Below are 17,468 nucleotides of genomic sequence, written 5' to 3'. Positions count from 1 at the left end.
CGGACGCAACCGGCCGCATCGTCAGTGACGAACGCGGCTTCTTCGCCCCGTCTTCGCAGCCTGCGATGACCACGCACGTCGCCCAAGCCGCAGGCCGAAGGCGGCACCTCGCTATTGCGCCACCGGCTTGTTCTGCGACAACACCCACAGCATCGCCCCTACTGCTTCGGCCTGCGAGCGCGAGGCGGTTTTCTCGTAGATCGAGCGCAACTGCGTGCGCACCGTCGACACGGCAACGCCGGCACTGGCAGCGTACTCGTCAGGGGAGCGCCCCACGATCAATGCCTCCGCGACGGCAGCCTCCGCCGCCGACAAGCCAAACGCCTGCCGTAGCTGCGCCGCCGTGACAGGACTGGCGGCACCGCGGCGGCGCACGGTGACCATCATGGCAGCGTCGCCGAACGCGGCATGCGCGGCATGGGCGGGCAAGAGCGAAATGCCGAGAAAGAGCTCATGCGCTGCACCCAGCGAGGGGCGCACCGCAACACTCTCGCCTTTGCGGGATTTCGCCACGCGCGACAGCGCGCGCTGCAAGCCATCGTCGTCTGCGGCAAACGCGGCCCGCAGGCGGCCGTGCTCGAGCCGCAAGCAAGTCGACGCGCGCAGGAGCGCCTCGGCCTGGGCGTTGGCGAACAGCACACGCTGGTCACGCCCGAGTGCGAATACCGCCAAGCCGAGCTGCTCCATCAATTCCGCACCGAGCGCCGCGTCGCGATGGAGCACGCGCGTGTCCTGCCAGAGGTTGATCGTGCGCTGCAGATGGCCGGTCATGCTGGCAGCATTGGCCCGATCGGTGTCGGAGAACGGCGTGCGCCCCGTTGCCCGCAGCATGCCGAGCAGGATGTCGCTGCCGCCCGGACGCGCCAGACGCACACCCATCAGGTAACGGAATCCCGACGGTATCTGGAAGTCCTGATAGAACTCGCTGCGCTCTACATAGGCCTCGGACACAAAGTCCTGGCAGAAGGCGAACTCACCGAGCCTGGTGCGCTCGACATGCTCGCGGCGCGGGTCGAGCGCACCGTAGTACTGGTCGTAGCGGGCGATCACCTCGTCCCACCCGCGGTCGGGCGAATAGGTGGACAGATGCGGCGCATTGCGCGCGGCATCCCAGCTGAACATGTGGAAGACGTTGGCGCCCAGCGCCTCGGTCACCTCATGGACCACCTCCAGGAAACCGTCGCGTGTGACCGCAGCTTCGTACAGATCACCAATCAGCTGGTCCTTGAGCAAGCTCCCTCCCCCGAAGGATGGTCACCGAGACCACGATGCACGCTGCGCTGCGCCCAGCGGGCGGACGCGCATGCTGTTTGCGCAAAGCTAGCACGCTCGCCCGAAGACCGGCATCACTCTTTTTGGGGGGCATTCAAACGAACGATGCGGTCGGCACTGTGCCGACGCGAAGCGCCACGACCGTCGCGCTTCTTGCTGCGCCCATGCGCCACCGCAGAATGCATCGGCACCGGCCATGAAGGACCGGTGCCGACAGCATCGGAGGCGGGGCAGCGCGCGCTCGCTGTTACTGCGCGGCCGGCTTGTTCACCGAGACATTGACCTGATACGTGCTCGGTGTGACAAACGGCGAGCCGTTCCATGCCAGCGTCAGTCCGCCCAACGGCAGTTGCCAGACCTCGCGGCACGTGGTCGCGGCTCCGGAGGTGTTGGTACAGGCATTCTGAGCGCGGTGGCGCAGACCATTGAAAGGATCGTTGTAGGCGATCTGGTCGGTGTGGTTGTCCGCAAAGGTGCGAGTGACGGTGGAGCCGTTCACAGCCGTGATGGTGTGGCTGTCTTCCGAGACGGCACTGAGTCCGGCGCCCGATACCGTGCTTTGCCAGAAGCTGCTCACGGTGTTGAGTGCCGGCACAGCGAGCGTCGTCTGCGGAGCGAAGATGCCCACGCCTCCGCCCTGGCCCGGCAGCATCGTGGCGATCCACACGATATTGCCTTGCGCATTCTGGAAGCCATAGGCGTGGAAGTCCACGCCGATCGCCGGATCGCCATCGTCCACCCAGTCGGCGCCACCGTCTGCCGTGGCGACGAGGTGACCATAAGGCGATTTGGTATCCACCTCGCATGCGGAGCCCACCGAGCAGTCCGTGGCAGCCGTGGTCACGCCCTTCGCATAGTTGTGCGTACCGTAGGCGCCCCGGGCAGGGCCGCTCAGGGCAGCGTAGTTATAGAGGCCGTTGATCGCGCTCGGATCCAGTGTCTGCTTGGGCATCGAAATGGACAGCGTGCCCCCGGCGCCCGTGCCGTTCGTCCACACTGCCAGGCCGGATCGGGCGACCAGCACGCGCGTCGATCCCGTATCGTTGAGCACGAAATCGCAGGCCGTGGAGCCGGCGGTGAGCTGATAGCTCGCCCCGCCCATCGCGACGGTCAGCTTGGTGGCGTCGATGCTGACGACTTGTGCAGAGCCATCGGAGAACTTGATCAACCGATGGTCCCCGCTCTTGAGCGCCGGACACGTCGGATTGGCCGGCGCCAGCACCGTGCCCACGGTGGAACCTGCGGCGTCGGCGGAGGTGCCGCTGGTGCTGGCAACCGCCGTGCTGAGATCCACGAGGGTGACACCGGCCTTGGCCAGCGTCGACTGCAGTTGGTCGAGCACCCCGTCGTAGCCCTGGCCGCTGCCGGCGCTGATCGTGCCGCCCAGGAAGTCGCCGACGCTCGACGCATCGAAACCCGAGTTCTGCAACACCTTGACGAGCGCCGACTGTGCCGCGGTGACGTCGCTGGCGCTCACCACCGTGGTCGGCGTGAATCCCGCTACGTACTTTGCGGGATCCTGGCCGGCCAGCTGGGCGAGCAGCAGCTCAGTCAGGGGCGTGACGTTCGCCGTCGCACCGCCGGTGACGGATCCCGAGCCCGCGATGAGCGAGTGCAGCACCGTCTTGCCGTCGCCGCTGGTGGCGGTCAGCACGCATGGCAAGGTCGCCCCGCTCACCGGCGCCGAATAGCTGCCATCCGCACGCGTCGTGGCGGTGCCCGACCCGGATGAACAGACGACGTTCACCGTTGCACCCGACAAGGCGGCGCCGGTGGCCGCCACGCCCGTGATGGTCTGCGACTGCGGCGCTGGGTTCTGCGCCGGCGCAGAGTCCGCGCCGCCGCCACAGGCTGACAAGACGAGCACCGCAGTACTCAGTGCGACCGGTGTGAGCTTCATGGTTCCCTCCCTCGGAGTCGTTCCGTTGTGTTGTGGAATCGATTCTCCGGAAGCCCACCCCGCCATTCATCCTTCAAATGAAGGAAAACGACGATCGCTGCACCGTGGCGTTCGAACTCGGCGCAGCGGCCATCCGACCACGCCGTAGCCGCTCATTTGCGCTACGCTTACGGCCTTCGCACGCCCGCGCCCATCGCTTTTTCCTGCCGCTTCATGCCTACCCTGCAACACGTCGACCTGCACACGGACCCCGCCGCCCGCGCCTTCATCAAGGACGAGACCGTCCACGTCGACTTTGCCACCGAACCCGGCGAGCTGATGAGCCTCGAAGGCCCCAACCGCTACGCCGCCGGCGATGCACTGATCACGGGCTCGACGGGAGACCGCTGGGTCGTCTCTCGCGCGCGCTTCGACGCGAAATACGTCTGCACCGATGCAGCCGCGGTGCACGGCCAGCCGGGCGCCTACCGCAACCGCCCTAGCGTGGTGCTCGCCAAGCAGATGCACGGGCCGTTCTCGATGGCCCGCTCCGAAGCCGGCGACGTCCTGCACGGCCAGGCCGGCGACTGGATCCTGCAATACGCCCCCGGCGATTACGGCGTCGTGCAGGCGCAGCGCTTCGCCAAGGTGTATCGGCCAGCCTGATCGGCCGCGCTATTGCGCCGTCCGCTGGCGCTCCACCTCGCTGCGCTTCATCCGCAGGTATGCCTGCTGGTCGATCTCGTGCAACTGGCGGGGGTATTGTTCCGTCGCGTTGAACCACGTCGTCAGGCGTTGCTGCAGGCGCTGCTCGGGCGGTGCCGCCAGCGCCTTCAGGTAGGCATCGATCGCTAGGTAGTAGCGCATCGTGTTGCGCTCGAGCAAGCCGCGCACACCGCCCACGTACTGCGGCTCGGCGGCGGACGATTCCGCCGTCTTCGTGAAGCCCACCTTGTCGCTGCCGACGGTTCCCAGGTAGGTTCGCATCGCCAGCCGGCCGGCCGTGCCGTAGCCATACGAATAGGTCAGATGCAGGAAGGTGCGATTGCCCCCGGCCGGCGAGGGAATGGCCTCCAGCATGATGTGGTAGTCCCGCGTGCTGAAGGGCCCCGAAGCGGCGTTGAGTTCGACACGGAAATACGCCGCACTGTTGGCCAGTGGGCGGTAGCTGAACGCCAACCGGTAGCTGCTTGACAGGCTCTGCTCCACCTTGCGCCCCAGGTTCACGTCGAGCACGTTGCCGTTGGGCCCGGGCATCGCATGGCAATACTTGATGTTCAGATGCAGGATCAGCACGTCGCACCAGTTGGCCGGGCCCTGAGCCGGATCGCCGAGGGTGCCGCTGACGGTTGCAAACGGGTAATCGACCACGCTGTAGATGTCGCCCTTGAGCCTGTCGGATGTCTCGGTCGATTCGAGCACTAGGGGGCGGCGGAACGCGTTGTCGGCCAGCTGGCTCGCAACACTCTCATATTTGTCGCGCAGGCTTTGTGCGTTGTCGGCGGCACGCGCGGCGGGGCTCAGGCTTAGGACGGCAAGCAGCACGATGCGGCCGAGCCAGGCCGCATGTTGACGGGGCGTCATATCCATGGCGTTCTCGTAGGTCGTTTTTCATTCTAGGCAGCACGCACACGTGTTCCGCAACAAACGGTCCAGCCGCGCCGCCGCCATGCGGCGTTCCGCCATCCGCGCCAGGCGTGCGGCCCGGTAAAATTGCAGGCATCCTCCCGCCTCGCCCTTCGGCACCATGCCCCCGCTGCCCTCTCCGTTCACGGCGCTTCGCGAACGCATCGCCAACCAGGTCCGCGGCCTGACCCGTGCCACGGGCGGCCTGTCGCTCGACATCGGCTCCCCGCCGGGCGATCCGGGGCTGTTCGGGCCGGATGCGGTCTGCTGGCAGGTCCACGCCGATTTTGCGGCCATGATGGCGGGCGGCATCAGTGCGCTGCTGCTGCAGGCCTTGCATCCGCGCGCCCTCGCCGGCGTGTGGGATCACTCCAACTTTCGTGAAGACCTGCAAGGCCGCCTCGGCCGCACCGCGCAGTTCGTGGCAGGCACCACCTACGGCAGCCGCCACGACGCGCTGGCGCTCATTGCGCGCGTCAAAGACATCCATCAACGCGTACAGGGCATCGCGCCGGATGGCCGGCCCTACTCCGCCAATGATCCCGACCTGCTCACGTGGGTCCATGTGGCCGAAATGTCGAGCTTCCTGGCAGGCTATCTGCGTTACGTCGACAGCCAGCTGAGCCCCGCGCGGCAGGATCGGTATTTTGAGGAAACCGCGCTGGTGGCTGAGCTGCTCGGCGCGCGCGATGTGCCGAAATCGCGCGCGGCCGTCCATGCCTACCTGAACGCGATGCGCGCCGAGCTCGTGGCCAGCGACCGCACGCGAACGGTGGTGGAAGTCCTGATGACGTGGCAGGCGCCACGCCCGGGGCTGCGGCCCGCCGTGCGGCTGTTTCTGGACGCCGGCATCCAGCTGCTGCCGCCGTGGGCCATGCAGATGCTCGACCTGAAGCGGCCGCCTCTGCAGGCGGCACTTGCAGCGGCGGCCATGCGGACTGTCGCGCCGACGCTGCGCTGGGCCTTGTCAGAAGGCAGTGTCGCGCGGCGTGCACGGCTGCGTGCGCTCGCGCCGGCTACGACCTGACCGCGCGCACGCCCCGCTGACAACGCTAGCGAAGCGCCACCCCGCCGCTTTCATCGGCCGCGCCTACTCGATCGCTTCGGCCACCGACACCTTGCCGCGCAAGGCCTTTTCCTTGAGCCGCCCGACCAGCAAAGGCGAGATCACGGAGACGGCCGCCGCAAAAAAGAACAGGTGCCGGAACGCGCTTTCGCCGGCGCGCTGCAGCGCCTGCGCATCGGCGCCGGTGCTGGCCAGCGCGGCGTGGAACAGGTCCATGAGCACATCGCCGCCGGCGCCCACCTCGGCCTGCGGCGCGGCCTGGCGGAGCAGCGCGATCAGCACCGACGTCAGCACCGCCACCCCGACCGCACCGCCGAGCAGGCGCGAGAACGCGGTCAGCGCCGTCGCCAGCCCCACCGTCTGCGGCGGCACGGCGTTCTGCGTGGCCACCAGGCCGGTCGGGAACTGCACGCCGATGGCCAGGCCCAGCACGATCATCGCCAGGGTCAGGGCCGCCACGTGGTGCGGGTCCAGCAGGCCCAGGGCGACGAGGGCAAACGGCACCACGCATGCGCCGCCCAGCATGAGCGGCTTGTAGCGGCCGCTGTGCGTCATCCACTTGCCGGCCACGAAGGCGCCGAATGGGATCGACAGCGTCAGCGGCACGAGGCGCAGCGCCGCGGCATCGGGGCTGGCGCCCGCCACCATCTGGAAGCGCAGTGGCATCAGCACCGACGTGGCGATCAGCTGGAAGAAGCACAGAAACAGCGCGAGACAGCAGATCGTGACCGTACGCACGCGGAACATCGACAGCGGAATGATGGGCTCCGCCGCGCAGTTTTCCTGCCAGACGAAGGCGCCCAGCAACACCACCGCCCCCGCCAGCAGGCCGAGATTGTCCGGCTGCGCCAGCGGCACGCCCTGACCCACACGCGTGATCATCAGCAGCAGCGCGGTCAGGCCGAGCGCAAACAGCACCACACCCGGCACGTCGATGGGGCGGCGCTGGTGCGCGACCGGCAGGTGGCGCAGCGTGCGGCGCACGACGAACAGCGCGACGATGCCCAGCGGCAGGTTGATCCAGAAGATCCAGCGCCACGAGAGGTAATGCGTGAGGTAGCCGCCGATCACGGGGCCCGCGAGGCTCGCCATGGCCCACATGCCGCTCACGTAGCCCTGGTACCGGCCGCGCTCGCGCAGTGGCACCACGTCGGCGATCGTCGCCTGCGCCACCGAGATCAATCCGCCGCCGCCCAGCCCTTGCAGCACGCGCGCCAGCAACAGCATCGGCATGCTGCTGGCCATCGCGCACGCCACCGACGCCAGCACGAACAGGACGATGGCGGTGGTCAGCATGGCCCGGCGGCCGTACAGGTCGCTCAACTTGCCGTAGATGGGCGTGACCACGGTCGACGCGACCAGGTACGCCGAAACAACCCACGCCATCAGCGCAAAGCCGTTGAATTCGCCAGCGATGACGGGCAGCGCCACGGCCACGATCGTCTGCTCCAGCGCGCCCAGCAGAATGGCCAGCATGAGGCCACCCATGACGGCCATCACCGGGATCTCGGGCGCCGGCCGCGCGCCAAGCGGGTCACTCAGCGATGCGACGGCGGTGTCTGGCTGGGGCGGTTCGATGCTGGGGCGCGAGGACATGGGAGCGTGCGCGAACGCCGTCACAGACGTCCACACAAATGGCTGGAGCGAAACCGCCGATGATACTGCTGATCGGTAATCGTTGCAGGGTCAACGATTTGGCTGGCGGGCGATGTCTTCATAGCAGCGGCTGACCCGCGCCGTCACATCGGGCAGCTCTTCAGCCAGGAACTCGATAAAGGCGCGCACAGCCGGCACCAGGCCCCGGCGTGACGGGAACACTGCATGAAACTGGTGCGCCGGCAGCCGGTAGTTGGGCAGCAGCACCACCAGCCGCCCGTCGCGGATCGCGTCTGCGCACAGATTGAAGGGCAGCTGCGCGATGCCCACGCCCTCCAGGGCGGTCTGCCCCATGAGGTAGAGGTCGTCCGTCACCAGCGCGGGGGTGAACTCGATGTCGACGGAGCCGCCCTCGGGTGTGGTCAGGCGCCAGCGTGCGCGCTCGCCTGGGCGGCCAAAGCCAACGCCTGCAGCGCCGCGCATCGATTCCGGCGTGTCGAACGGCCCATGCTCGGCCACGAAGGCCGGACTGGCCACCAGCACCTGGTCGCTCACACCGAAACTGCGCACGACCAGATTGGAATCCTCCAGCGTCGAGCGCACGCGCAACGCCACGTCATAGCCCTCGCCGATCACGTCGACGCGGCGGTTGGTGACGTCGAGTTCCAGGCGTACGTCGGGCTGCGCGCGCAGGAACTTGGACAGCACCGGCGCGATGAAGACGTGCGCCACGCCCACCGGGCAGCTCACGCGCAGCCGGCCAGAAGGCTTTTCGCCCGCGTGCTCGGCCACCTCGAAGGCGGCGCGCGCCGCCTGGGTCATCGCCTCGCAATGCTGGTAGAACGCCGAGCCGACGTCGGTCACGTGGACCGCCCGCGTGGAGCGCTGCAGCAGCCGCACGCCGAGGCGCGTCTCCAGATCGGCCACCCGCCGGCTCACGCGCGATTTGGGGATGCCAAGCGCGCGCGCCGCGCCGGAAAAGCTGCCATGCGTGACTACGCTGGCAAACAGGACAAGGTCGTTCAGGTCTTCCATGGCGGCTCCGGGGCGCATCGCGGCAATCCGCGCATTGTCCCACTGATGGAACGATGTGTGTCGATTCGCACCACTAGTGGGACTCGCCGCACCGCACTATCTTTGCGTCAACCCACCTTTTTCTTGGAGAGACGCCATGCAAGTCCTTCACATCGATTCCAGCATCCTCGGCGACGCCTCGGCCTCGCGCATCCTGACCGCCGCCATCGTCGACGAACTGCGCCGCGTCAACCCCGATGCCACCGTGACCCACCGCGACCTGGCCGTCGAAGCGATTCCGCACCTGGACGGCGCCATCGCGGCGGGCTTCCGCGCCACGGGTGCCAATGATTTCGACGAAGCCACCCGCGCCGAGCACGCCCGCTCCGAAGCGCTGGTCAATGAACTGCTGGCCAGCGACGTGATCGTGGTCGGCGCGCCGATGTACAACTTCTCGGTGCCGAGCCAACTCAAGGCATGGATCGACCGCGTGGCGCAAGCCGGCCGCACGTTCAAGTACACCGAGAATGGCCCGGTCGGCCTGGCGGGCGGCAAGAGGGTGATCGTCGCCTCGACGCGCGGCGGCATGTACTCCGCGGGCCCCGCAGCGGCCATGGACTTTCAGGAGGCGTACCTGAAGACCGTGTTCGGCTTCTTGGGCATCACCGATGTGCAGTTCGTGCGCGCCGAGCGGCTGGGGATGGGCGCCGATGCGCGTACGCAAGCGATGGAAGCCGCCCATGCAGCCCTGCGCGACGTCGTCGCCGCCTGATTCGCTCCACGCAATACCAGACGGGCGCCTGCAGCCATGCAGCGCCCGTTTTTTATGGGCGCACGGACACGGCGGACACCGGAACGATCGGCCGGCGGGCCGGTCTGCGCATCACTCGTCGCGATGCTCGCGGGCCTGGTGCATGGCCTCGAGCAGACGGCGCGTACGCAGCTTGCGCCACATGACCGGCACGACAATCGCGGTGGCGACCAGGCACGGCGCAACCCAGGCAATGGTGGATTCCAGAAAAGTCGTCATGATGCGTTCCCCCCGACACATGTTGCCAATGCGCGATAAGGGTGGCGCGCATCGTGTAGTCCCCGCAGGGCTTTGCCTCCATTGCTGAAAGCGCCCTGACATCTATATGGACGGCTATCGGCGCGGGGCGGAAAACCTGAATGCCCAACGTTTGCCGTTTGCTCTATTTCCGACCTATCCCGACGATCTGTCAATAGCGTGCCGATAAGTTTGTAGAACATTGTGGCGCTGCGCTGACACACGCACCGGCGCCGCACAATCGCTGCGCAAAGGTAACGGCGGATTACGGCGGCACCGGGCCCACGCGTGGCGCACACGCGGCGGGCCGGCAAATCGGTAGGCGGGCGCCGCAGTTTTGCTTACAAACGGTAAAGCGCGGTTGCGAGGCGTTTCCATACAGTCGAGGCAGGTCAAGACAACCGTGGAGCTCATCATGAAACGCACCATCGCCCTGCTCATGCTTGCCGCCGCCGCTGCTTCCGCGCTGAGCGCGTGTGTGGTGGTGCCGGCAGGCGGCTATTACTACGACCGCCCGCACTACCGCCCGTATTACCGCGGTTACTGAGCGGCAGCCCGCCCGCCGCTCAGGCTTTGCGCATCTGCAGCATGCGGATGCGCGCCATGGCCTGGTGATCCGCCGTGGCGGTGTCGTACAAACGCGCGAGATCCGCCTTCAAGGCCGTGCGGGAGCCGCCATCCAGGTACACCATATGCCCCGACGGGTAGAACCCCGCCGACAGGTTCTTGCGTACGTCGGCATCCAGTAGCGGCATGGCCTTCAGGTCGAGCATGGTCTGGTAGAACGGCGTCACGAAATCGTAGTAGCCGTTGGCGGAGAACACCTTCAGGTCGACGTTCAGGCTCATCGTCGCCGCCAGGTCGCCGGCGGTATAGAGCGCGACGTTGCCGTTGGCATCGAGCCCCTTCTGTGCCCCGGTCGGGTCGATGTGCCCGAAATCCCAGTGCCGGAACGCCTGGTCATTCAGATCCGTGAAGGCGGAGTTCGAAGTGAACTTCAGGTCTTGGTTCAGGTAGGTGTTCCACATGGTGGTGTAGACGCCCGATACCGCCGTCATGGTCGGGTCGTTGCCACCGGAGTTTGGATCGACACTCGCGGCGATGCCGGTGTGGATGCCCGTCACACGGCCGTCGTAGGCGCCCACGGACAGGCCCTTGTCTGCCAGCAGCGTCGTCAGGAACAGCGACGTGCCGGCGCCGTCGTACGCAGCCACGTCCAGGCGCCAGCCCTGCAGCGTCGCCGCATCGATGCCGGTGTAGGCGGCGAGCGTCTTCACCACGGCCGGATCAGCATGCGCGGGCTTGGCGAGCGCCTTTTCGTAATCGGTGCTGGCAAACACGGCGGCCGCTTCGGCAAAGTCGCCGACGTCGGCCGGCAGCGCCCCACCGCTGGGGGATTTCGCGCGCTTGTGGAACCACGCGTCGGCTGCGCACGTGGGCAGGAGCCCGACCGGGTTCCCCGCCTGCGTGTAATCCAGAATCGACGACTGCAGCGTGATGCCGTTCAGGTCGATGCCATCTTCGTGCAGCACGTACGACAGCACGCACGAACGTGCCGTGCCATACGATTCGCCGAACAGGAACTTGGGCGAATTCCACCGCCCGTTGGCCGTCAGCCAGCGCTTGATGAACTGCGCGATGCTGCGCGCGTCCTGGTCCACGCCCCAGAAATCGACATTGCGCTTGGGCGCGATGGCCGTGGAATACCCCGTGCCTACCGGATTGATGAACACCAGGTCAGACCGGTCGAGCAGGCTGTCGGGGTTGTCTTCCATGCGGTACGGCGCAGGGGGCGTAAACGACGGCATCGACGTCACGATGCGCCGTGGCGCAAACGACCCCAGCAGCACGAACACTGCCGACGAGCCCGGCCCGCCGTTATAGAAGAACGTCACGGGCCGCGTGTCCTTGCTCCCCGGCGACGCGGCCGGCGTATCGGCCAGGAACGCCACATGGAACATCTTCGCCACGGGCTGCGAGCTGCTCGGGTCCACGATGACGAGATGGCCGGCATGCGCGGTGTAAGGGATGTTGCGTCCGCCGATGCGCACGGTGTGGTGCGTGACCGCCATGCCCTCGCTGGTGTCGGTCACGCTGTCGTCGGGGCCGTTGCCATAGGCGGTCGGGTCGAAGAAAGGCTGATCTTTGGTCGTCATGTTCGCCTCTGTCTAGAAGAGATCGGCGATCGCGTCGCCCTTGGGGCTGCCCAGGCCAGTGCAGGCATCCCACCCTGGCGCAGCGGCAAAGCTGCCGTTGTTGCCCTGCCGGATATCATTGAAGGCGCCCGGGTTCTGATACAGCCGTACGTGCGGATACCCGACCGGCCCGCGCTTGCTGGCATTGATGCGCGCCACAAGCGCGGCCCAGAGCGGCGCGACGGCGCTGGTGCCGCCTACGACGCCCGTCTCTCCGTCGACCCGCACGACGTAGCCGGTGAGCGGGTCGGCATTGCCCGCCACGTCGGGCACGCCGCGCCGTTCCAGCGGCACGCTCTTGCCATGCGTCTGCGGGGCACTCAGCCCGCGCTGCCAAGCCGGCAACGCAAACACGCTGCTCACACCGCCGCCCCCGGCACCGCCCTGCGCACCATCGTTCCAGACGGTTTCCTCGGCGATGCGGCCATCGCTGGCATGCAGGCTGGTCCCTCCGCACGCCAATGCGTAGGGGCTTGAGGCAGGAAAGTCGACGTGATCCGCGTGATCGGACAAGCCGTCGCTGGAGCCGTTGTCACCAGAAGCGACGCACACCGTGACGCCCATCGTGGCCGCGCTTTGCAGCGCCGCGTTCACGGCCTGCATGGCCTGCGGCGTCCAGCGGCTCTCCGGCGCGCCCCAGCTGATGGACACGACCGACGGCCGCAGCGTGGTGTCGTGGACGGCCGCGTTGATGGCCTGCAGAAAGCCCGCATCGGTGTTGGGCGCGAAGTACACCGCCAGCGTGGCACCCGGTGCAGCGCCGCCCGCCACTTCAATGTCGAGCATGACCTCGCCGTCGGGGCCGTTGGGATCGCCGGTCGGGCGGTTGGCGCCCTGCCCGACCGGCACGGCGGTCACCTTCGGCATCGGCACGCCGAGTTCATGGAAATACGCGCGCAGGTCTTCCTCCCGATAGCCGCCGCCCAGTTCGATCAGCGCAATGCATTGGCCCGCACCGTCGCCCTGCGGAAAACCGTAGAGCCTTGCCAGCTGCACCGGCGTATACGACGCCATGGGCGCGGCGCGTGCGGGCCGCAAGGACACCGGCGCGGGCGGCAGCGGCATGAAGCGGAAATGTGGATCGGCCTGCGGACGGGAATCGAGCCCCAGCACCGCGACGACCACATCCTGGAGGCTCTCGGGCAGCCGCAGCGGCCCGGACCGCCCCCGGTACTCGCACGTGCCGTGCATCACGCGGTGCAGGTGCGTGTCGAACGCGCCGCAGAACTGCTGGACCGAGCCTTCCAGCGTGACCGTCGCGGCTGCCGGATCGACCTGTGCCACGTGCAGGCCATGGTCGCGCGCGAAGGCACGCACGGCATCGACGTCGCCCGCAGAGGGGCCAAACTGCGCGGCCCATTCTTCACGCGTGAGCGGAGCGGGCGGCGGCGTGCCGGCCGCGTGGGATTGCGCAAAGCCGGACAGGTGCGCCTCCAGCGCGGCCTGATTGGGGCGGCGCAATTGCACCAGCACCCGAAGCTGCTCCGCGGGCGGCGCATCGCCCAGGATGCGTGCGTCTTGCGGGATCGTCCGTTCGCTGCCGCGCAGGGGTTGCCGAGCCATCGCCTTCTCCATGCAGATAGGTGGCCCGTGCGTCGCAACTGGCGTGCCGCCTGGCACGCCGCTGCAGGGCCATCGTCTTCAAGGTAGGCGATACCCTGCCCGGCTGATCAGTCGGCCGGTTCGGTGTTGGCGGACGTGTCTGCGGGAGGATGCTGCGGCCGCCCCTCGGCGAAGGCGCGGCGCATGAGCGCACCACAGGCGGTGCTGCGCACGTAGGCGCGGGGCGCGAGCGTTTCCCGCACGAGCATGCCGTAGTGGCGCTTGTCCGCAGTGATCCACGGATAGAAGCCGAACGCGCCGGCCGAACTGAAGGCGCCGTCGCCGCCGGGGTGGTCTTCGATCCAGTAGTTGAGCGCGTAGTGCCACGGGAGCGAGGCCGGCGTACTGACGGCGGTGGGGCACGTCCCCGGTTCGGTACATACCGCATGCTGGCCCAGCATCCTGCCGAGCCGGTATTCGCCGCGAATCAGCCGACGCAGGAACTGCCCATACGCGGCCGGCGTGCCAATCATGCCCCCCGCCGGCTCCGGCGCCAGATAGCGGATGCCAAGCGGCAGGCCCGCGTCACGCAGGCCGGGCGTGTTCGCCAGCTGGCGGTCGAGCTCATCGGTGAGCGCGGCGGCATCGGCACGGCCAAATCCGAGGTCGATCAGGAGCTTCTGGTCGTGGCCGCCGTTGTAGCTGAAGCGGCCGACATGGCCGGGTGTGAAGGTGCTGTTGCGTCCGCGATCAAAGCAGCTCTGCACGGTGTCGTTGCGGTTGCATTGAAGCGGGTTGAGGCCGTCGTAACCGGAGCGCATCGTCAGCGCGTCGATCTCGGCCTTGGTGAGCTTGCCCTGGGCACGCTCGACCACGTAGGCACCGAACACCCATTTGGATGCCGATGCGAGCCGCACCGTCTTGTCGGCGCCGATGCGCTGCCCATGCTGGCCGTGCATCAGCACGCCGCCGGCGTCGCCGATTTCCCAGTAGTAGTCGCCCAGATGCTGGCAACTGCTGGCACGCGCCAGCGTGGATTCCACGGCGGCCCGCCGCGTCGCCAGGCTGGGCGGTTCAGCGTGCGCCGTCGTCGTGACCACGGCCGCGAGGGCAGCGGTCAATCGTAGAACGTGCCCTGCGTGCGCCCTTGCCTTCCGGGCGCGTCTTGCTTGCGTCATGTCGATGTCCTGCTTGTTCGGTATGCCACGGCTTTTGGGCCGCACTGTACCGTACGGCACGCATTTCTTCCGTGTTGGCCTCGCGCGGGCCTGGGGTAAAAACCCGAGGTGCCGACGGGCAGCCAGGACTCTACCGGCCTGGCTGCATGCAGATTGAAAAATCTGCGGGCAGGCGTTTGAAACGTAAGCGTTTGCGTATCGATTAACTGACTTTAGCACCGGAAAAATCGCTCGATATTTCATCCCCCAAATTGTCCTAGGCCACCCGTTTATGAGCCAAATGGACGAGAAGAATCATGCCAAGGCGCACTAGCGTTCTGCACCGACTGTTCCTAGAATGCAACCGAAGAGAAAAGCAGAATTAAATAAAACTAAATACACGAGGACACGAGGCGAGGTTCCGGGTCATGAGCGCAATCAAACGGGGAACGGCAGGGTGGACATCCCGCCTGGGTTGGGAGCGCCATGCTGCCGACTGGCAGGTCATTCCGACACGGCGGCGCCTGTTCCTGACACGCCTTCCGGCAACGCGTATTCCGACGATTTTGCTGTGGCTGGCCGCGGTTTCGATCGCCTTGGGCCTCGGCCACATTGTTTTGCACCGATGGTGGTGACCATAACGTCATTGAAGACGAATTTGTACGGGGAAGGTCACAGCGCGAGAGCAATCCGCAGTCAAACACCGAACTGACAGACCGTATAACGGCGCCGAGGGATAGTCTGACCCGCTTCACTGGGTCTACCGCATCCGGATCGATTCTGCATCCGGAGCATCGTCATCCCTCCATTCGGAACCCAGGCTCCCGCACGTGATCACTGCGCCGCGAAAGCGGCATGTAGGACACGTTGGCCGATTGGCGTGTCCGGTCAATTGGGGGGAGCATCATGAACATCTCGTTCACCGGCAAGACATTCAGGTCCGTAGGCGACCTGTTTTTCCAGGCCATCGTCGACGGCAAGGCCGTCAGTTGTTTTGTCACATCCGAAGCGCTATCGCTGTGCGACTGCGCGCACCAGAAAGCGACCGCCGAGGAGGTGTATCGCAACTACCGTGACTGGATCGAGCAGGCGGCGTCGGATCTGATCCGCGCCGGCGCTCTGGCCCCGGTCATCGTGCGCGGGCGCGACCTGGCGGCCTCCCGCGCGTCGCTGCCGCATGGCGGCGTACCGTCCTATGACCTGGACCGCGCGCGCCAATTGCGCCTGGTTCCCCGATCATCGCGCTGAAGCAAACGGCGCGGGTGCGGCGGAACGTGCGGTCGGGGGCGCGCGTTCCGCCAAGTGCCCAAGTCTGCTCAGTCGGCGGGAAAATCCTCTTCCCAGAATTCGTGAACGTTGCGTGCTGCTTCCGGGCGGCCGGCTTCACGCATGCGCAGCTCGACGCGGCGGATCTTGCCCGAAATGGTCTTGGGCAGATCGGCAAACTCAATGCGCCGCACGCGCTTGTATGACGCCAGCCGGTTGCGGCAGAACCGCAGGATGTCGCGCGCAAGCTCCGGGCCGGCTTCGTGGCCCGTGCGCAGGACGAGGAACGCCTTGGGCACGGCGAGCCGCACGGGGTCGGGGCTCGGCACCACGGCGGCCTCGGCGATGGCGGGGTGTTCGATCAGCACGCTTTCCAGCTCGAACGGGCTCACGCGATAGTCCGAGGCCTTGAACACGTCGTCGGCTCGGCCAACGTAGGTGAGATAACCGCTGGCGTCGCACGCGGCGATGTCGGAGGTGTGATACACGCCGTCCCGCATGGCCTCTGCCGTTTTGCCGGCGTTGCCGGCATAGCCTTCCATCAGCCCGGTCGGCCGGGGGTCCAGCTCAATGCAGATTTCGCCCTCTTCCGCCTCGTTGCCGTCGGGGTCGCGCAGCGTGATGCGGTAGCCGGGCAGCGGCCTGCCCATGGAACCGGGCCTGACCGGCTGACCCGGGCTGTTGCCGATCTGGCAGGTCGTCTCGGTCTGGCCGTAGCCATCGCGGATGGTGATGCCCCACGCCGCGCGCACGCGCTCGATCACCTCGGGGTTCAGCGGCTCGCCCGCGCCGACGAGCTCGCGCAGCGCGGGCTTCCAGGCCGCCAGATCCTCCTGGATCAGCATGCGCCATACCGTCGGCGGCGCACACAGCGTGGTGACCTTCGCGCGGCAAAGCGTATCGAGCGCAGCCTTGGGGTCGAAGCGTGCGTAGTTGTAGATGAAGACGGTGGCGCCTGCATTCCACGGCGCGAAGAAGCAGCTCCACGCGTGCTTGGCCCAGCCGGGCGAACTGATGTTCCAATGCACATCGCCGGGGCGCAGGCCGATCCAGTACAGCGTGGACAAATGTCCGACCGGGTAGCTCGCATGCGTGTGCATGACGAGCTTGGGCTTGGACGTGGTGCCCGATGTGAAATACAGCAGCAGCGGGTCGCTGGCCTGCGTTGGCGCGTCGGGGCCGAACCCGGCCGGTGCGCCGTACGCGTCTTCAAACCGGTGCCAGCCTGCCAGCGGCCTGTCGGCCCCGACCGCGATGCGCGTGAACGTGCCCGATACCGCATCGAGCTTGGCACAATCGGCTGCGCCCACCACCACGTGCCGCACATCGCCCATGGCAATGCGTTCGCGCAGGTCTTCGGCGGTGAGCAGCGTGGTGGCGGGAATGATGACGGCGCCAAGCTTGATGCTGGCGAGCATCACGTCCCACAACGCGGGCACGTTGCCGAGCATGAGCAGCACGCGGTCACCGCGCTGCACGCCGAGTGCGCGCAAGTGGTTGGCCACGCGAGACGAACGTTCGGCCATCTGCGCGAATGACAGGCGCGTCTCGTTGCCCTGATCGTCGACGACCCAGAGGGCGATGGCCTCGTTGCCGCGCGCCATGGTGTCGAAATAGTCGAGCGCCCAGTTGAAGCGGTCCAGCTCCGGCCATGCGAAATCGCGTACGGCGGTGTCGTAATCCTCACGGTGCGCGAGCAGAAAGTCGCGGCACCGCAGGAAGGCGTCCAGCGATGTCATGCGTGTCTCCCGTGGTTTGGCTGCACGCGCCTCGTCCGGGCGCGACCAAAACACACCTGCAACCGACA

Annotated in this window: 15 protein-coding genes and 1 pseudogene; 6 read left to right on the top strand and 10 right to left on the bottom strand. The window is 67.0% G+C overall.

The genetic code is table 11. The annotated features are described in order from the left end of the window. Positions 1-111: 111 nt before the first annotated feature. Together A6M56_RS06010 and A6M56_RS06005 are read right to left on the bottom strand one after the other, a co-directional pair. Entirely contained in the window at positions 112-1,233 is a 1,122-nt protein-coding gene (locus A6M56_RS06010; protein ID WP_102078998.1) for a helix-turn-helix transcriptional regulator, read from the bottom strand. A gap of 286 nt (positions 1,234-1,519) precedes the next feature. Then, a complete protein-coding gene (locus A6M56_RS06005; RefSeq protein WP_102078999.1) occupies positions 1,520-3,172 on the bottom strand; it encodes a hypothetical protein in 1,653 nt (550 codons plus the stop codon). Between the two features lie 213 nt (positions 3,173-3,385). On the opposite strand from A6M56_RS06005, the gene A6M56_RS06000 reads away from it, so the two are divergent. Then, positions 3,386-3,817: a PGDYG domain-containing protein gene (locus tag A6M56_RS06000; protein WP_102079438.1), complete on the top strand. Its 432-nt coding sequence runs from the start codon at positions 3,386-3,388 to the stop codon at positions 3,815-3,817. A 9-nt stretch (positions 3,818-3,826) separates the two neighbouring features. Here A6M56_RS06000 and A6M56_RS05995 read toward each other — a convergent pair whose 3' ends face one another. Beyond that, positions 3,827-4,741 carry a hypothetical protein gene (locus A6M56_RS05995; protein WP_045219791.1) on the bottom strand — a complete coding sequence of 305 codons (915 nt, stop codon included), beginning with the start codon at positions 4,739-4,741 and terminating at the stop codon, positions 3,827-3,829. Between the two features lie 157 nt (positions 4,742-4,898). Here A6M56_RS05995 and A6M56_RS05990 point away from each other — a divergent pair, with 157 nt between their 5' ends. Then, positions 4,899-5,804 (top strand): oxygenase MpaB family protein, encoded by a 906-nt coding sequence (locus A6M56_RS05990; RefSeq protein ID WP_373271725.1) that lies wholly within the window; start codon positions 4,899-4,901, stop codon positions 5,802-5,804. 63 nt (positions 5,805-5,867) lie between these two features. Here the strand turns inward: A6M56_RS05990 and A6M56_RS05985 are convergent, their stop codons facing one another. After that, on the bottom strand, positions 5,868-7,439 hold the full coding sequence (locus A6M56_RS05985) for an MDR family MFS transporter (protein WP_102079000.1): 1,572 nt from the start codon (positions 7,437-7,439) through the stop codon (positions 5,868-5,870). A 90-nt stretch (positions 7,440-7,529) separates the two neighbouring features. Further along, positions 7,530-8,474, bottom strand: a complete 945-nt coding sequence (locus tag A6M56_RS05980) for a LysR family transcriptional regulator (RefSeq protein ID WP_045219788.1) — start codon at positions 8,472-8,474, stop codon at positions 7,530-7,532. A gap of 136 nt (positions 8,475-8,610) precedes the next feature. Between A6M56_RS05980 and A6M56_RS05975 the strand changes: the two genes are divergently transcribed. Then, the gene (locus tag A6M56_RS05975) at positions 8,611-9,225 is read left to right on the top strand and encodes an FMN-dependent NADH-azoreductase (RefSeq protein ID WP_045219785.1); all 615 of its coding nucleotides are present in this window, start codon (positions 8,611-8,613) and stop codon (positions 9,223-9,225) included. Positions 9,226-9,336: 111 nt separating this feature from the next. Here A6M56_RS05975 and A6M56_RS05970 read toward each other — a convergent pair whose 3' ends face one another. Beyond that, entirely contained in the window at positions 9,337-9,483 is a 147-nt protein-coding gene (locus A6M56_RS05970) for a hypothetical protein (protein WP_180964197.1), read from the bottom strand. A gap of 433 nt (positions 9,484-9,916) precedes the next feature. On the opposite strand from A6M56_RS05970, the gene A6M56_RS05965 reads away from it, so the two are divergent. Next, entirely contained in the window at positions 9,917-10,048 is a 132-nt protein-coding gene (locus A6M56_RS05965) for a hypothetical protein (RefSeq protein ID WP_045219783.1), read from the top strand. 19 nt (positions 10,049-10,067) lie between these two features. On the opposite strand, the pseudogene A6M56_RS05960 reads toward A6M56_RS05965, so the two are convergent. The 3 genes and pseudogenes from A6M56_RS05960 to A6M56_RS05950 form a co-directional block, all read right to left on the bottom strand. Further along, positions 10,068-11,645, bottom strand: a pseudogene (locus tag A6M56_RS05960) (S10 family peptidase); the annotation flags it as partial. 24 nt (positions 11,646-11,669) lie between these two features. Then, a complete protein-coding gene (locus A6M56_RS05955) occupies positions 11,670-13,259 on the bottom strand; it encodes a S53 family peptidase (RefSeq protein ID WP_102079002.1) in 1,590 nt (529 codons plus the stop codon). 107 nt (positions 13,260-13,366) lie between these two features. Continuing rightward, positions 13,367-14,416 (bottom strand): serine hydrolase family protein, encoded by a 1,050-nt coding sequence (locus tag A6M56_RS05950; RefSeq protein WP_102079003.1) that lies wholly within the window; start codon positions 14,414-14,416, stop codon positions 13,367-13,369. A 407-nt stretch (positions 14,417-14,823) separates the two neighbouring features. On the opposite strand from A6M56_RS05950, the gene A6M56_RS05945 reads away from it, so the two are divergent. After that, entirely contained in the window at positions 14,824-15,030 is a 207-nt protein-coding gene (locus A6M56_RS05945; protein WP_082062929.1) for a hypothetical protein, read from the top strand. Positions 15,031-15,301: 271 nt separating this feature from the next. After that, on the top strand, positions 15,302-15,643 hold the full coding sequence (locus A6M56_RS05940) for a DUF1488 family protein (RefSeq protein WP_045219776.1): 342 nt from the start codon (positions 15,302-15,304) through the stop codon (positions 15,641-15,643). A 68-nt stretch (positions 15,644-15,711) separates the two neighbouring features. Here the strand turns inward: A6M56_RS05940 and A6M56_RS05935 are convergent, their stop codons facing one another. Further along, positions 15,712-17,400, bottom strand: coding sequence for an AMP-binding protein (locus tag A6M56_RS05935; RefSeq protein ID WP_102079004.1), 1,689 nt, complete (start codon positions 17,398-17,400; stop codon positions 15,712-15,714). Positions 17,401-17,468 lie beyond the last annotated feature (68 nt).

Origin of the sequence: Ralstonia sp. RL, assembly GCF_001683835.1 — a bacterium.
GTDB classification, from domain to species: domain Bacteria; phylum Pseudomonadota; class Gammaproteobacteria; order Burkholderiales; family Burkholderiaceae; genus Ralstonia; species Ralstonia mannitolilytica.
Note: the sequence above shows the minus strand (reverse complement) of the source record. Positions and strands in the feature narration are given on the sequence as shown.

Coding starts and splice junctions, on each gene's coding strand:
- A6M56_RS06005 (WP_102078999.1), bottom strand. CDS start 3,172: ATGAAGCTCACACCGGTCGCACTGAGTACTGCGGTGCTCGTCTTGTCA.
- A6M56_RS06000 (WP_102079438.1), top strand. CDS start 3,386: ATGCCTACCCTGCAACACGTCGACCTGCACACGGACCCCGCCGCCCGC.
- A6M56_RS05995 (WP_045219791.1), bottom strand. CDS start 4,741: ATGGATATGACGCCCCGTCAACATGCGGCCTGGCTCGGCCGCATCGTG.
- A6M56_RS05990 (WP_373271725.1), top strand. CDS start 4,899: ATGCCCCCGCTGCCCTCTCCGTTCACGGCGCTTCGCGAACGCATCGCC.
- A6M56_RS05985 (WP_102079000.1), bottom strand. CDS start 7,439: ATGTCCTCGCGCCCCAGCATCGAACCGCCCCAGCCAGACACCGCCGTC.
- A6M56_RS05980 (WP_045219788.1), bottom strand. CDS start 8,474: ATGGAAGACCTGAACGACCTTGTCCTGTTTGCCAGCGTAGTCACGCAT.
- A6M56_RS05975 (WP_045219785.1), top strand. CDS start 8,611: ATGCAAGTCCTTCACATCGATTCCAGCATCCTCGGCGACGCCTCGGCC.
- A6M56_RS05970 (WP_180964197.1), bottom strand. CDS start 9,483: ATGACGACTTTTCTGGAATCCACCATTGCCTGGGTTGCGCCGTGCCTG.
- A6M56_RS05965 (WP_045219783.1), top strand. CDS start 9,917: ATGAAACGCACCATCGCCCTGCTCATGCTTGCCGCCGCCGCTGCTTCC.
- A6M56_RS05955 (WP_102079002.1), bottom strand. CDS start 13,259: ATGGCTCGGCAACCCCTGCGCGGCAGCGAACGGACGATCCCGCAAGAC.
- A6M56_RS05950 (WP_102079003.1), bottom strand. CDS start 14,416: ATGACGCAAGCAAGACGCGCCCGGAAGGCAAGGGCGCACGCAGGGCAC.
- A6M56_RS05945 (WP_082062929.1), top strand. CDS start 14,824: ATGAGCGCAATCAAACGGGGAACGGCAGGGTGGACATCCCGCCTGGGT.
- A6M56_RS05940 (WP_045219776.1), top strand. CDS start 15,302: ATGAACATCTCGTTCACCGGCAAGACATTCAGGTCCGTAGGCGACCTG.
- A6M56_RS05935 (WP_102079004.1), bottom strand. CDS start 17,400: ATGACATCGCTGGACGCCTTCCTGCGGTGCCGCGACTTTCTGCTCGCG.